General features: G+C 45.3%; 13 protein-coding genes and 1 riboswitch. Of the genes, 4 read left to right on the forward strand and 9 right to left on the reverse strand.

Annotated features, from left to right (window positions below; translation table 11 throughout):
* Positions 1 to 27 precede the first annotated feature (27 nt).
* Positions 28 to 690, reverse strand: a complete 663-nt coding sequence (locus tag QUA07_RS24400; RefSeq protein ID WP_333330273.1) for a hypothetical protein — start codon at positions 688 to 690, stop codon at positions 28 to 30.
* 57 nt (positions 691 to 747) lie between these two features.
* Here QUA07_RS24400 and QUA07_RS24405 point away from each other — a divergent pair, with 57 nt between their 5' ends.
* Positions 748 to 993, forward strand: a complete 246-nt coding sequence (locus tag QUA07_RS24405; RefSeq protein WP_333330275.1) for a hypothetical protein — start codon at positions 748 to 750, stop codon at positions 991 to 993.
* Between the two features lie 77 nt (positions 994 to 1,070).
* Here QUA07_RS24405 and QUA07_RS24410 read toward each other — a convergent pair whose 3' ends face one another.
* The 5 genes from QUA07_RS24410 to QUA07_RS24430 form a co-directional block, all read right to left on the reverse strand.
* Positions 1,071 to 3,251 carry an SPFH domain-containing protein gene (locus QUA07_RS24410; protein ID WP_333330278.1) on the reverse strand — a complete coding sequence of 727 codons (2,181 nt, stop codon included), beginning with the start codon at positions 3,249 to 3,251 and terminating at the stop codon, positions 1,071 to 1,073.
* 400 nt (positions 3,252 to 3,651) lie between these two features.
* The gene (locus tag QUA07_RS24415; protein WP_333330281.1) at positions 3,652 to 4,719 is read right to left on the reverse strand and encodes a DUF2207 domain-containing protein; all 1,068 of its coding nucleotides are present in this window, start codon (positions 4,717 to 4,719) and stop codon (positions 3,652 to 3,654) included.
* A gap of 362 nt (positions 4,720 to 5,081) precedes the next feature.
* Positions 5,082 to 5,882: a cobalt ECF transporter T component CbiQ gene (gene cbiQ / locus QUA07_RS24420; protein ID WP_333330284.1), complete on the reverse strand. Its 801-nt coding sequence runs from the start codon at positions 5,880 to 5,882 to the stop codon at positions 5,082 to 5,084.
* A complete protein-coding gene (locus tag QUA07_RS24425; protein WP_333330287.1) occupies positions 5,879 to 6,211 on the reverse strand; it encodes an energy-coupling factor ABC transporter substrate-binding protein in 333 nt (110 codons plus the stop codon). The genes cbiQ and QUA07_RS24425 overlap by 4 nt, the downstream gene beginning before the upstream one ends.
* Positions 6,212 to 6,217: 6 nt before the next feature.
* On the reverse strand, positions 6,218 to 6,934 hold the full coding sequence (locus QUA07_RS24430; protein ID WP_333084045.1) for an energy-coupling factor ABC transporter permease: 717 nt from the start codon (positions 6,932 to 6,934) through the stop codon (positions 6,218 to 6,220).
* Between the two features lie 61 nt (positions 6,935 to 6,995).
* A riboswitch (cobalamin riboswitch) is annotated at positions 6,996 to 7,142 on the reverse strand.
* Between the two features lie 179 nt (positions 7,143 to 7,321).
* Here QUA07_RS24430 and QUA07_RS24435 point away from each other — a divergent pair.
* Positions 7,322 to 8,020 carry a Uma2 family endonuclease gene (locus QUA07_RS24435; protein WP_333330290.1) on the forward strand — a complete coding sequence of 233 codons (699 nt, stop codon included), beginning with the start codon at positions 7,322 to 7,324 and terminating at the stop codon, positions 8,018 to 8,020.
* A 242-nt stretch (positions 8,021 to 8,262) separates the two neighbouring features.
* Positions 8,263 to 9,843: an FAD-dependent oxidoreductase gene (locus tag QUA07_RS24440; protein WP_333330293.1), complete on the forward strand. Its 1,581-nt coding sequence runs from the start codon at positions 8,263 to 8,265 to the stop codon at positions 9,841 to 9,843.
* Between the two features lie 166 nt (positions 9,844 to 10,009).
* Here QUA07_RS24440 and QUA07_RS24445 read toward each other — a convergent pair whose 3' ends face one another.
* Together QUA07_RS24445 and QUA07_RS24450 are read right to left on the reverse strand one after the other, a co-directional pair.
* On the reverse strand, positions 10,010 to 12,142 hold the full coding sequence (locus tag QUA07_RS24445; protein WP_333330296.1) for a pentapeptide repeat-containing protein: 2,133 nt from the start codon (positions 12,140 to 12,142) through the stop codon (positions 10,010 to 10,012).
* A 15-nt stretch (positions 12,143 to 12,157) separates the two neighbouring features.
* Positions 12,158 to 12,484: a hypothetical protein gene (locus QUA07_RS24450; protein WP_333212814.1), complete on the reverse strand. Its 327-nt coding sequence runs from the start codon at positions 12,482 to 12,484 to the stop codon at positions 12,158 to 12,160.
* A gap of 97 nt (positions 12,485 to 12,581) precedes the next feature.
* Between QUA07_RS24450 and QUA07_RS24455 the strand changes: the two genes are divergently transcribed.
* A complete protein-coding gene (locus tag QUA07_RS24455) occupies positions 12,582 to 13,031 on the forward strand; it encodes a hypothetical protein (RefSeq protein ID WP_333085546.1) in 450 nt (149 codons plus the stop codon).
* Between the two features lie 102 nt (positions 13,032 to 13,133).
* On the opposite strand, the gene QUA07_RS24460 is transcribed toward QUA07_RS24455, so the two are convergent.
* Positions 13,134 to 13,781, reverse strand: coding sequence for a Uma2 family endonuclease (locus QUA07_RS24460; RefSeq protein ID WP_333308943.1), 648 nt, complete (start codon positions 13,779 to 13,781; stop codon positions 13,134 to 13,136).
* Between the last annotated feature and the right edge of the window lie 44 nt (positions 13,782 to 13,825).

Here is a 13,825-nt window from a genome sequence, read left to right on the forward strand (position 1 = left end):
GAGATTGCACTCACTTTTTTCACTTCTCTATTTTATTGCGATCGCATTCCTCTTTAAAAACTGTCCGGAGTATTGTTTTATTTGGTCTTGGTTAAGCAAAGCCGATGCCAATCTGATGTGAGAATCAGCATCATTGGAGTCACTTCTAATTGCAGTTTCCCAGTGGACAATCTCCTCCTCTATAGTCTCCCATTGAAGTTCTTCGCTAGAATTTTGTTGTCTGGGAAAGCCTTCGAGACCGTAATTTTTGATATTCAGAAATGTCGCAATGACTTCGGCTTTTTTATGCTTGTCTCCCAAACCAGTGCTGAAGTATGAAGTTAAAGGCACAGACCGCTTGCCTGACTCCAGCACCAGACATACACGATACTTAATACTCTCACTATCCTCAATCTTCTGTATTTCCACACCTGAAATATCTTGAATCAGGTGTTTGACCACTTTGATTTTGAAAATGAGTGGTTGTTCCCACTTGAAAGTCAGATGACCGAGATTTTTATCAAATGTAACGCTCTCAATCTGTGAGAATATCACCAACATCAAACCAATTACAGCAAATAAATAAAGGAAAACACTGCCGGAATACCAACCAAAAGGCAAACCAAATGCCAAAAAACTACCCCCAACGAATAGATTCATCCAAAATCCCGCCGTCTCTCGCAGTTCCAGCTTGTCTGATGTTTCTTTCATGATTTCATATTTAATTAATTTGCAGCTAATGTTATTAACATAATCAAACAAGCCCAAGTGAAAGTCAATTCATTAAATTCATTAATTAAGTTCATAAAAGTCATATTTCTATCTTTGGGGCGGGCAGGATGCCCACCCCCACAAGAGTTTCAGGGAAATGGGCTGTTTCCCGATCGCGTTTCTGGTGCGATCGCAGACAGTGCATTTCCAGATAATGCTAGGATCGTAGAACAAGTAATTGCGATAAACTTTGGTGAATTCATGGATTTTTGTCCAACTCTATGTATCATCTTTTACATCTAATTGTCTATAATGTCACGTTTTATAATTAACAAAAAGCTTGAAGAGAGGACGAGCGTCCTTTCTTCAAATTGCAAAACTCAACTATCGAACAATTCACCAAATGCCGAATCAATATCATCCTCAGCAACATCCTCAGACTTAGCAACTGAATGAGTAGGAGACTCCGGCGACAATTCAGCAATTATCACAGCAATATCAGTCTTAGCAACAACCTCAGACTTAGCAAGTGAATCAGTAGGAGATCCCGACGATTTTGGCGACTTCACCGAATGCACATTTGCTACTGGTGATTCTGCCACAGTTTCCACAACAATAGACTTAGATTTTTTGACATTAATTACAGGTGAATGTGCTCCATTTTCTCCATTTTTACTGGTTTCATTCCGCAGCAACATTGCCATCAAACCGTCCAGCAAACCCCCACTACCGCCGTTACCATTCACTGTGACATCGGGAACAACGCGAACGCTACCATCCGAAACCGCTTGCATCAGTTGCAACAGGGTGTAACTCTGCGTACCCAAAGCGTTGACACCAACTTGATAAGCATCCGCTTTTGCTTGTCCCATGAGGCGAATCCCTTCTGCTTCACCACTAGCGTGTTCGATCGCAGCAGTTGCACTCAGTTGGGCAATTTTCACCCCTTGTTCTGCCGCCACCACCTGATTTTGAATGTTTGCGATCGCAGTTGCACGCACCAATTCTTGACGTTGCGACTCTGAAATGCGCTGCACTTCGTAAGTTTTTTCTTGTTCCTGAGCAATTTTGCGATCGGTCAATGTTTGCATTAACTCTCCTGGCGGCGAAATCAAACCGATCAGCGTGTCAACAGCCTGCACATCATAGGCCCGCAGGGCTTGACGAACGTGTTCTGCAGCCTCTGCTTGGCGTTCGCTGCGCGCGATTAGAAAATCGAGTATTGTATATTCTTGAGAAGAATTGCGAAAATAATTGCCCACAATTGGACGCAGCACTTGGTCGATTAGATTTTGCATCGAACCTTGGCGCGAAATGACTCTCGGTGCATCCAAAGTACCGACATGAATGATCTGAAAAACTTCTAACTCAAAGGTGAATCCGTCAAAAGAAAGCAATTTCAAAGCACTTAAGTTGGAGTCGTAGCCGTGTTCTCCGCTGAACCGCGATGTGAAGTTTAAAACAACATCCGTAGTGGGAACAAGTTCTACTTTCATCACTTTTGTATTGATGGGATGTTTGCCTGGGTAAAGCGGTTCTACCCACACACCTTTATCGCCTTTATTGACAAGATTGCCGTGGGTAAAAGCGGCGCCACTTACATCTTGGTGCGATTTTCCCACATAGGAAATTACTACCCCTACATAGCCGATCGGCACTTCCGTCATTTTTACCTGTTCTACTTGCACAAACCAGGGATTGAGGTTCCAAGAACCAGATAAAATTACCTGTTCTTGCAAGCCCCTGCGCCCGCCACCTTTGATGAAAGATTGCGCTTTTTGGAAATTGTCGTGACCGGGAATTATCGGTCCGGCAATTTCACCTTCATCAATCGGAATCCCGTCTAGCACGTTCGCAATTCCCACGCGATCGGGAGCAAGTTTGTATAGTTGAAATTCCGACGGCTGCATACCCTTTGCAGTGGCATTGGCAGAAGTAATTACCTCAAATACTGCAGTATTAATCCGATAAGTACCAGTGGTGATGATGGCTAGTTGCCGTCCTTTTTCTCCACCGTCAGTGAGAAACTTTCGAGCATTTTGAAAATTGTCGCAATCGACGACTTTGCCTAAAATGCGATCGGGAGGAATGGTGGCTCCGTCATTGGCAATAATTAAACCGATTTCATCTTGAGGAACGACAACAACTGGTTCTTTGCGAATGCTATATTGCCAGGGAAAATAACCAAAATGCCAGCCAGGAGGAAGGGTATCTGCTTGCAAACCTCCTTCGCCATCGAGAGCAATCAATCTACTGGATGGCAAATTTTTGCGGGAAAATTTCTTGACAACAATTCCCACTTCTCGTTCGCCGATCGCAATTAATCCCAAAGTCCAGCCAATCTTCGGTATAAAGATGAAAATTAGGAAAATTGCTCCTACGGGATAGATCCAAATCGGAATGCTAAATCCTTCTGCTTGGGCTGGTTGAACTTCCTGGGCTTGGGGTGGCGGATTGCTTTGAGCGGAAGTTGGTGGGGCAAAAGCGCCTGCTGCTGCGATCGCGGTTGCGAAAGATACTGTTAATGGTAAAAGTTTGCGAAGCCAACGTGATTTAGTCATAGTTTTTAACCTGTTTTAAGCTCAAATGTACTGAAAAGTTGTTAACTACAATCAGTATTGAATAAATTTCTGTTGAAGTCAATTCATTAAAGTCATTAATTGTATTCATAAAAGTCATATTTGGAATATGATTGTGCATGAAATGCGATCGGTTCATCTCAAAATGAGTGACTAAAATTTCCATCCAATATTTAAAAGCGATCGTACAATCTGTAAAAAAGTACGATCGCCCTTATGCAAATCCTGCGCGCTAAACTAACGAGAATACGAAAATTATCAACAATAGTCCTGGACGCGCGGGTGCTCAGAAACCGGGTTTTTTTCGACAATACTTCGTTACAACCCACAGATTAAGTAAAAACCCGGTTTCTTTGGCTATGATGCGTAAGTCCAGTTGATATTAACCACCACCACCACCACCACCGCCACCACCACCGCCACCACCGCCACCACCGCCACCGCCACCACCGCCACCACCGCCACCGCCACCGCCACCGCCACCGCTCATGCTTGGCATTACTTCTTTATACTTGTGATAGTAAGAGCAGTGTTGACAGTTGCAGGTAACTTCCTGCTCTCCTGCACTGGTATATGTAGGACTCAACAAAACGTTATAAGTCCGTTTGAGATTGAGCGTTTTGCACTGAGGGCAGCGTCGATTATTGATTGCATTGGTGATAATTATTAATACAATCACTACAATGAGTGCAGATACCCAAATCAGGATAAAAGACATTACAAAAGGCTCAGAGTCCACAAAGACTTGTTCTTCCGAAGAAGATTGAGATTGATTGCCAGTTTGTTGCCAGCGAGGTTGAGGTACATTAAGAATTTGCTGGGGAAATGCAATCTGCACTTCTAATTCTTGCTGGGGTTGAACAGGCTGACTTGCCACAAATTCAAATGTTTTAGCATCTAGTTTGCGAGGAATGGCTGGCGTACCAAAATTCCTAAAAAACAGAACTTTACCTGACAAAGCTTCTGGTAATTTTACTCTAACTTTTGCGGCATTAATTGGGGCTTGGCGACCTGATGAAATGGCTTTCCAATAAACTTGAGTATCCTGACCATCTAGCTGCAATCCACCTACTACCCGATATTTGATAACAAAAGTATGTGATTCTGGCGCTTTTAATTGATGTTGCCAGCGAATCCAAAGTTGATTGTTTTCAATCCCGGTCGTACTGGCGATTTTTTGATTATTTTCGGCAACTGTCACATCTTTGATTTCATCGACTTTGCCTAAAGGAATATAGCGATATCGTTCGGTGTTGTAGTCACCGGTGAACACATATTTTTGCGTTTCAGTGACTAACATATCTCCGTTGGTCTGAACGTCGATTAGGACATTAATATTCTCCCAGTAGAAGGGTAGTTGTTGGGCGGCTACCTGAGTTAGTGTGACTATAAATATGGTCAATAAGGTGGTGAATAAATAAAGTATTTTTTTTAAATGCCGTTTGTTCATAATATAATTCCTACCTAACCGCTATTGATTACAATCATTCAATAGATTTCTTGTAAGGTCAATTCATAAAATTCATTACTTTAGTTCATAAAAGTCATACCTTTAGTCCGGCAGGGCTTGAAACCGTACCCCCAAATAGTAACGGAGGACGCGGCAGTGCGGTTTCCCTACCCCAAAATAATCGATCGCTCCCCTCGGATATAATCATCACCCGATTAATTGTCGGAGGACACGGCAGTGCCGTTTCCCTACCTCAAAATCATTGCTCATCCCCGCGAAAGATGTAACCATCGCCCGATTAATTGTAGGGAAACGGCACTGCCGTGTCCTAACTGGGGGTGATCTCAATATTCCTAATAAATTTAGCGTTGAAATACCGCGCTTAACAAAGTTAAAATTGTGCAGCCAAACAAAGCTTCAAATGTATATCTTCGCGAAGGTTTGTAAGGGTAAGAATTCCAAACGCGCAGTTTTCCATTAAAGCCGCGCGACGCTAAACTCAACGAAACTTGACGGTAGTTTTCCAAAGTTCGCTGAAGCAATTGCCCGATTAAAATGCTTAAACTCTGCATTCCCCGCTTCCAAGTGCGGTAGCCACAACGCGAGTTTTGGGCTATCCAAAGTTCATCGGCGATCGCCAATAAGCTAAAAATAAACCGATACATTAGTAATAGCAGTTCTGTGACCAACTCTGGACAGCGTAATTGTCTGAGAATCTGCAAGATTTCGGTAAATGGAACCGTCAAGAGAATGAAATACATACAGCTTGTCGATGCGAAGGCGCGGGCAAATAACAAGCTCACTTGGTATATTCCCGTGCGACTCACATACAGATAAAAAGTGCCGATGCTAATGCCCCAACCTTGCCAAATATCCCACCCAATTGCAGGGATACGATCGCCCGCAACCGCACCCAGCGCCAAAGCAGGCAAACTTGTCAGCAAAAACATCAACGGTAGCGACAGCAACCGCAAATACAGTTTCCCCGGAATACCCGCATAGACGACGATCCAGACAGCCAACCAAAGGCCGATCGACAATTGGACTATCGCCCCAGAAACTAGAGACAGAATTAAAAGGGCGATCGCAAATGATAACTTGTGAGATGGCGGCAACCCCCGCAAGCGATTTGTATAAGCGAGACTATCAATCTGATGGTTCATTCCGACGATTTATTATCAGACTGCTGCCGAGATTGCGATCGGCCTTTATACAACCCAATGACGTACCCAACTACGCCAGCCCCGATCGCCGCTTGAGACGCAAACAATAAACTTGAAATTTCTCCGCTAGCCGGCTCAAACAAGTGATTGAACCAAGGTTTATAACCCGGTTGAATTTCAGTAATTGCTTTCTTAGCTTGGTCATCGGAACCGCCGTATTTACCCCGCACAAAAACGAGAGGAAAGGCTGCCAGAACAATCACAGCGCCAGCCAACAGCCAATTTTGCCGCGAAGTAGATTGGTGATTTTTTGTAGTTTTTTGACTCACGGCGCCTCACTCCTGTCTCAATAATTTCAAAGTTTCTAACTCCGGCTTCCCGTAAGAATGCAGCCAGTTCCAGACCAATAGAGTCAGCAATCCCTCACTGATAGCCAGAGGTACTTGAGTGATAGCAAAGATGCCAGCAAACTTGAGAAACGAAGCTATAAAACCGCCACTAGCTGCTGGGAAAGCTAATGCTAATTGAATCGAAGTCGTCACATAAGTCAGTAAATCTGCCAAAGCCGCAGCACAAAAAATTGCCGCCCGCTGGCTACCAGTTCGCAACAGCAATTGATAGATAAAATACGCCGCGAAAGGGCCGACAATCGCCATCGAAAACATATTCGCTCCCAGCGTTGTCAAGCCACCATGCGCTAACAGTAACGTTTGAAAAAGCAGAACTAAAGCCCCCAGTACCGCCATCACCGAAGGGCCGAACAAAATTGCACCCAAACCGGTACCCGTTGGGTGAGAACAACTGCCCGTTACCGAGGGAATTTTTAAAGCAGAAAGCACAAAAGTAAACGCACCCGCCAAAGCCAACAATAGTTTAAGTTCGGGGTGTTCTTTTGTAATACGAGTAATCGATCGCAAACCTACTGCAAAAAAAGGCAACGCCACCATCCACCAAAACGCAGCCCACTGCACCGGCAAAAAACCTTCCGAAATGTGCATAGCTGCGGCGGGCGTTGCCGAACCCAGGACAATATAACAACTCAAGCCAGCCATCAATCCTAAGCTGACTAATTTCCGATTTCTGGCCTTCACACTGAACCTCGCAGATGAGACTATGTAAACTAACACATCGGCGGGCATCCTGACTCAGAAAGCGACAAGACTTTCATTACAGTTGCGGGACAGCGCCGGACTTGCACCGAACTTTCCCCGTTTCCTCTAACGGCTGCTCCCCATTAGAACCGACTGGTTAGACATAGTTTAGTCGATCGCGTAAGTCTCAGCAAATCTTTTACAAAAATTCATTCAGATTAACTCAGTCGAGATTACCTATCATCTTCTCTTCTCTTCTCTTCCTTCGCGTCTTCGCGGTTCGTTCCATAAATACTATTGCTAAACAAATCAACGGTATAATCTTAGTGAGTTTTGAGGAAAGCCGCCATGTTAGATTACAAATTCCCCAGGCACTGGCCCTCCGCCGATGAACTACCAGACTCAGATGAAACGCCTGTGGATAACGAACTGCAAGAACTAATACCAGGATTGTTAAAAGCAATATTGCTCATACTTTGGGCAGAACGCATGGACTGGTTTTTTGGCATAGATATGGGTATTTATCATCACCCGGATAAACCTGCCATTGTGCCCGATGCTTTCTTGAGTTTAGGTGTAGAAAGGTTTTATGATGAAGAATTGCGTCCCAGTTACGTGCTGTGGGATGAAAATGTTCTGCCTACTTTTGTGCTAGAAGTAGTTTCTCCAACTTATCGCAAGGAATACAGCACAAAGTTGGAGGAATATCAAGCTTTAGGCGTACTTTATTACGTCATTTATTCTTCCCGCCGCCGTCGTAAACCCCGTTTAGAAGTACACAAGTTAGTCAATGGAAAGTATGAATTACAGCCAGGAAATCCAGTTTGGATGCCAGAAATTGGTTTGGGGATTGGTTGTGAAAGGGGAAGTTATTCTGGGGTGACAAGGGAGTGGTTGTATTGGTATGATGCCGATGGAAAACGTTATCTGACTCCTGAAGAACAGGTGAAAGAATCCACGCAGCGCGCCCAACAGGAAGCCCAGCGCGCCGATCGACTAGCTCAGCGATTGCGGGAGTTGGGGATAGATCCTGATAATCTGGGCTGATGGCAATCAAGAGTACCAGACTGACCGACTCTAGACGCTCAGAAACCTGGTTTTTCAACAGAGCTCGATCGTCCTCAACGAAAGATTTTCAGGAAAAAACCCGGTTGCTGCGTCCAGAAATGTGTGAATATTTATCGCAAAAATCAGGAAAGATCGAGCTAGATTTGGGGAAAACAGAGAGTTGGACGGCAAACATTGAGATCCAGCTCGAAAACATGAAAATTAGGAGAGGTTGTTAAATAATGGTCATGAATCTGCGTTCTTACGATATCATCTGTTTTGGTGATGAAGTTCCAGGAGTTCTAGCTGTTATCTCGGCCTCCAGAGAATATCTTCGCCGCACAAAGCGTTATCCGCGAATTCTACTGATGTCGAAAGCAAGCTTGCAAGAAGGAATTGGCGGGCATTTGGTACGAGGTGGCCTTGCTTATTTAGATAGAAGTCAGATTAGTGAAGAACTTCAACAATCTTTAAAGTTAGATACCTTTGGTTCACCGGCGACAATCTATAAAGAATTTTTACAAAAATCCGGCGTTAAGGCAATTGCACTTGACCCCCGCAAAGCCAGTGCAGCGCTGAAAGAAATGCTGGTACAAGCTGGGGCAGATCTCCTCAGCAAAGTAGAAATTAAATCAGTTACTAAAGAAGGCCAAAAAATTGCCAGTATAACCACCTCTCAAGGTTTAGTTTATGCCGGCAAGCAATTTATTGATGCCACTGTCAATGCCGAATTAGCTCAAGCTGCCGGTGTGAGAAAGCTGAAGGGATTTGAAACATTTGGTCTGCCTAATTCAGAACTTCCAGTCACCCTCGTTTTTGAAACCCAAGGACTCAGTGCAAGAGCACTGAAAGAATTCGATTACATTTATCTAAAACGCTTTACCAACCGGGCCGATGCAGAGAGTCAAAAATTTTTGCTGTACGCTGCCGACAAGGATGCCCAACTAGCAGAACAACTCCGGCGGGAAATGACCGACACTAAAGGCAATCTCAAAACTCTGTGGGCGGGTAACGATTACATCGATGTTCGCTCGCCAGCTCTATCTGTAGCTTACCACTCCTTTAGAGGAAGAAAACTATCTTTTCCTGAAACCGGCATAATTCTAGATGAGGGAAATATAGCCATACTTCCAAATGATAGACTTTCGTGGAATGCGCTGTTATTTGCAGTCACCGCCAGCGAAGCAGAAGCCTTAGCTAGAAGCGGGAGCAAACCCACGGCTAATATGCAAAAAGAGATGTTATTTATTACAACTTGGCTGAGGAGTTTGGGGGCTACTTCTATTACTTATTCCTCAGAACTTTATATCAGACACGCTGGCAATGTGACGGGAGTTGTAGAACCTTTAACTGGCGCACAAATGCTGTTAGGTGGCGTACCTGCTAATGAAGCCCTGGCAACATTTAGCTATCATTTTGATGTACGGGGGGGCATCCCGGGTATTCGCGATAAAGCAACTCATCTAGGATGGTTTAAAAGTCTGAGTTTTAAACACCCTATCTTTAATGTTGGCATCCGCCACGCATTAATTAAAAACGTTCCTAACCTGGCAGTGGTCAGTCCGTGTTCTGGATTTGAAGGATTTGCCTGTTCTGTCGGCAGAATTGTGGAATTCAACGCCGCAGTTGGTCAAGGTGTGGGTATCGCTGCGGTTAATGCCATTCTAAATAACAAAAATCTAGCCGATGTATCTAACCGAGAAGTGAGACAAGTTCTCGCTGAAACAGGTCAGTTACCTAAAATTTTTGGAACTCCAAATAATGGTGAGGCAATGCTATTGGCGCAATTCGAGACTCTTGCCAGTTCCGATGCTATTGCGTAATATAAATTCCGGTTGCAGTCCTCATGATTGTTGACTGTTGACTAAGCTGTTGTGGCATTTAAATTGTATGTCAAAAAATAATCAAACTTTTTTGGGGTGTCCCACCCGCCCTGAATATACAATTTAAATGCTCAACTGTATTAGCCTACTCGTTAACAACCAATCCTTACTTTTTCTGCGGGCACTTCGGATGAATCCCCCCCTGCAAACAAATGTAAGCAATTTGACTTTTATCTAAATTTTTAGCCTCCGCAAAATCAACTCCTAGGAATCGACCGGATTTACTACCAGTCGGATTTTGAATAAATTGATCCGAAGCTGCCTTCCCCAGAAACACAGCGCCTTTAAAATCGGCTCTCGCTAAATTCGCGCCCCTAAAATCAACCGAACTCACCTCCGCATTCCGAAAATTCGCATCTTGCAACTGAGCATCTTTTAAATTCACGTTGGCGAGTTTAGTCGAAGTCAAATCGGCCTTTTGTAAGTTGGCGCCGCTCAAATCAGCACCGGACAAATCAGCACCTTGCCATTCCGATTTAGACAAATTTGTCAAGGACAACTGAGCGCCTTGAGCCTTCACTTTGGCCAAACGCGCGCCTGACAAATCCGCTCGCGACAAATTCGCGCTTCCTATATCTGCCCCGGTAAAACTTGCATTTTTTAACAGTGCTTCCTGTAAATTTGCTCCAATTAAAATAGCACTGCTGAAATTAGCTGAATTCAAATTGCCGTTTGACAAATTAGCTTTGTTCATGACAGCACGCACAAAAGTAGTGCGGTTCATTACAGCACTGTTCAAAGACGCCCCGACCAAATTTACTCCTTCCAAATTAGCGCCGCTCAAGTCAGAAATCCAATCGTCAAATGTACCCGGACGCCTGTCTTCGCCGGTGCCGTAAAAGCGAGATCCCTGCAAGCTGGCATTGGTTAAATTGGCATTTCTCAACTTAATTCCCGACAAGTCAACTTTGTTTAAAACTAAAGTAAACTGAGACGGGCCGGCAGGACTTTGAGCTAAATCCGTGCGGCTGAGATCCGCGCCGTTGAGCTGGCTGCTATACACTGTGAGAATTTTGCCGATCGCCCTTTGTACTGTTCGCAGGCGGGCGGCCGCTAACTCGCGTTCCGGGGCCTTGCCACCAAAGCGCAGGGAATCGAGGTCGTTGCTGAGGGCCTGATTCAACCGCTGCAAGTCAGGCAAAGCTTTCGGCCCGCTACTGACTAAAGCTTGCTGGATCGCGTCCAGCATGGCGCGGTTGTCTTCTTGAGCTAGCAAATCCGCTAGCAGGGGTACGGCGCGGGAGTCTTCCACGGCCCCCAAAGCCAAAATAGCCGATCGCCTGCCCGATGCCCCGCTAGCCGATGTGGGAGACAATTTGCTGACTAAAGCTACAAATAATTCGTCGTTCCGCTGCCGGGAATCCCGCAAATTTGCTTGACTTTGAGTGTAGATGAGAGTGCCGACAAACAAAGTTAAAATCAATCCCGCGCTGCCGACGGTAACTATCACTAAAGTTGTGCCTGGGTGTTGGCGCATCCAATTCCACAAACTGGCATTTGTTTTCAGGCCGCTTTGTGGAGTCACCACCAAAGCCGCAATCTGCGCGTCTTCCTCCGTCCAATCTGGACTCTTGACAGGATCGGCAGACAGTTGATTTGATCGAGCATTGACCACCAAAGTATTCGCGAGGCGATCGTGTCCCGCTTGCCGTTTGTAACGCCATGCAACCGCGCCGTCTGCGAGCACTGCCAAGCCGCTCAGCCCCCCTAAAATCAGCAAATCAGGAAACGCACCGCTCAAGCGCCAAATGGCGTAAGCGACGCCCATAGGCACTCCCCAGCGCCCCAAACTTTCGCGAATTAGCACGGTTCCAAAACCCGGAGGAGTACCCGACGCTGTGACAACTTTGACGCCGAACCAGCGTTTGGGGAGAGTTTGACCTGTTCTGGCAAGCAAAAACAGTTGCCACCCCGCTAAAACTGCCGGTGCCAGCAGTGCCCCTGACCAGAATAGATTAGTTAGGGGTGCGACTCTGGGGCTGCGATCGCGCACGGGTATGCCCAAGGTACGGGCGACGGTTTCGGATGCTGCTGCTATGGAGGAATTGAGCGGCACGGTTTGAGATTCATTGTTGACTAATGCCCCGATACTGAAGGGAACGAGGGCGCTGGCCGCTATTAACGAAATTTCCACTGCCCAAGCGCCGCACCTGCGAACCAGCAGTGGCATTTGCTTGGATTGTGTTTGCCAAGACGGATCGGGTTGATTGATGCCGCTGGGCGCGGTGGGGTTAGCCATATTTAGAAATTCCTATTATTTGTCGTTAGTATTTGAGGACTGGGGGGAAATTGCCAATTTATACGCTATGTAGATTAGCACTCCGAGAACGGCAAGAGTCATCAGCGCTGAAATTAGCTGTACGATGCTATTGAAGACTGTCAGGACAATTATCGCTCCGACGGCAAAGGCTGCCACCTGCCCAGGTTTGGGGAGTCTTTGAAAATTGTCCAGTAATTGATTGTAGAAGGTTCCGACGGCTTGATAGCTGTCTGGATTTTGTGTGATGAGTGGCGATCGTTCTACTTTAGCTTTTAGTTCTCCCAACGCTTGCTGCCAATTGAAATTATTTTGAGGATTCATAAAAAAATTCCGAAGTTATTTTAGATTAATGTGTTTGGAACCGCCATTATCCCCTACCGTCAAAGAACTAGAACCAAATGCCATTGTGTGAGGAAACATGAAGATCCATTACCTGGGCGATCGCGGCAAACTGTGGTTTAGCTCGATCGTGACCCTAGCCTTGGCAATGATTTTAGCGGATGCGGGTGCTGTTCGGAGCCAACCGCTACAAATTGCTCCCGGATTTCCCGAACCGCTGGGAGTTTCTGGAGTTTCCGGCGGCCCGAACAATAGCGGCGACTGCGGTTTTGTCTCTCAAGGGCCGAACCACGTCATTGAAGTAACGCAGGATTTGCCTTACTGGCGGATTGCAGTACAAACCGCTGGAGCTCCGAGTTTGATGATTCAGGGGCCGAGGGGGCGTTTCTGCGTCCTGCCGGCGAATGCTGCGGCGGGGAATGTAGAATTTTCCGGTTATGGGGACAAGGGGACTTATGTTATTTTTGTGGGCGATCGAGCTCAAGGTCAACACCCTTACTCTCTCTCTATTTCCCAAAAGCGAAATTAAAAATACAACGGAATTAGGACGCTTGCTGTGAGAAAATGGCTTTTTGGCGATCGTAAATAAGCCGGATTTCTAACAGCCAGTGCGTGGAATAGCCATTTCATATCAATTTTGTATTTGTTCTCTAACCCACTTCCGAAACAATCTGAGAGTTGGACTCGTGCCCACTGTTTGGCTTTGTTCGCAATATTGAGAAATAGCTTCAATAATTGGCAGATTGGGAAAAGTTGGACTAATTTCCGATTCAACATATTTCCCATCTTGAAGCACATTAATCTGAAGCTTGTTATTTTCATAGCGCCAGATTTCAGGTACTCCCAAAGCTTCGTAAGCATCGAGTTGAGTTTTGGAAGTTAGATCGACTTCAATTGCTAAGTCAGGTGGCGGATCGACAGTTAAGTCTATCCGCTTTTTGCCAATCATTAGAGCGTGATTCTGAATGTAAAAACATTCATCAGGCTCAATTCCTTGTAACATACTTTTTCGCGGGAAAGTCGTCGAACCAAATGGTTCAAAGTCGATTTCTAGTTCCTCAAACAGAATTTTAACTAAATAGCTAATAATGATTTTAGCTTTCTCATGTTCTGGTAGTGGCATCCTAATCTCCAAAGTTCCTTGACTGTAAGCTATTCTAGACCCACGGTGTTCTCCCAACTCTTCTAAAATTGCTTCAAATTCCTGCCAGTTGACATCATTGAACAGGACTCTATGTCCTGGGGGTACACTGATTTGTCTTAATTGCAGCGTTACCATTTCAACCTCCGATTTATTTAAGTTTATTATAACTGATACCATCT

Source organism: Microcoleus sp. T3_A4, assembly GCF_036700465.1.
Taxonomy (GTDB): domain Bacteria; phylum Cyanobacteriota; class Cyanobacteriia; order Cyanobacteriales; family Microcoleaceae; genus Microcoleus.

What these genes read in the sequence shown, in the direction of transcription:
- QUA07_RS24400 (WP_333330273.1), bottom strand. Translation starts at nt 690, where the DNA reads ATGAAAGAAACATCAGACAAGCTGGAACTGCGAGAGACGGCGGGATTT.
- QUA07_RS24410 (WP_333330278.1), bottom strand. Translation starts at nt 3,251, where the DNA reads ATGACTAAATCACGTTGGCTTCGCAAACTTTTACCATTAACAGTATCT.
- QUA07_RS24415 (WP_333330281.1), bottom strand. Translation starts at nt 4,719, where the DNA reads ATGAACAAACGGCATTTAAAAAAAATACTTTATTTATTCACCACCTTA.
- cbiQ (WP_333330284.1), bottom strand. Translation starts at nt 5,882, where the DNA reads ATGAACCATCAGATTGATAGTCTCGCTTATACAAATCGCTTGCGGGGG.
- QUA07_RS24430 (WP_333084045.1), bottom strand. Translation starts at nt 6,934, where the DNA reads ATGGCTGGCTTGAGTTGTTATATTGTCCTGGGTTCGGCAACGCCCGCC.
- QUA07_RS24435 (WP_333330290.1), top strand. Translation starts at nt 7,322, where the DNA reads ATGTTAGATTACAAATTCCCCAGGCACTGGCCCTCCGCCGATGAACTA.
- QUA07_RS24440 (WP_333330293.1), top strand. Translation starts at nt 8,263, where the DNA reads ATGGTCATGAATCTGCGTTCTTACGATATCATCTGTTTTGGTGATGAA.
- QUA07_RS24445 (WP_333330296.1), bottom strand. Translation starts at nt 12,142, where the DNA reads ATGGCTAACCCCACCGCGCCCAGCGGCATCAATCAACCCGATCCGTCT.
- QUA07_RS24450 (WP_333212814.1), bottom strand. Translation starts at nt 12,484, where the DNA reads ATGAATCCTCAAAATAATTTCAATTGGCAGCAAGCGTTGGGAGAACTA.
- QUA07_RS24455 (WP_333085546.1), top strand. Translation starts at nt 12,582, where the DNA reads ATGAAGATCCATTACCTGGGCGATCGCGGCAAACTGTGGTTTAGCTCG.
- QUA07_RS24460 (WP_333308943.1), bottom strand. Translation starts at nt 13,781, where the DNA reads ATGGTAACGCTGCAATTAAGACAAATCAGTGTACCCCCAGGACATAGA.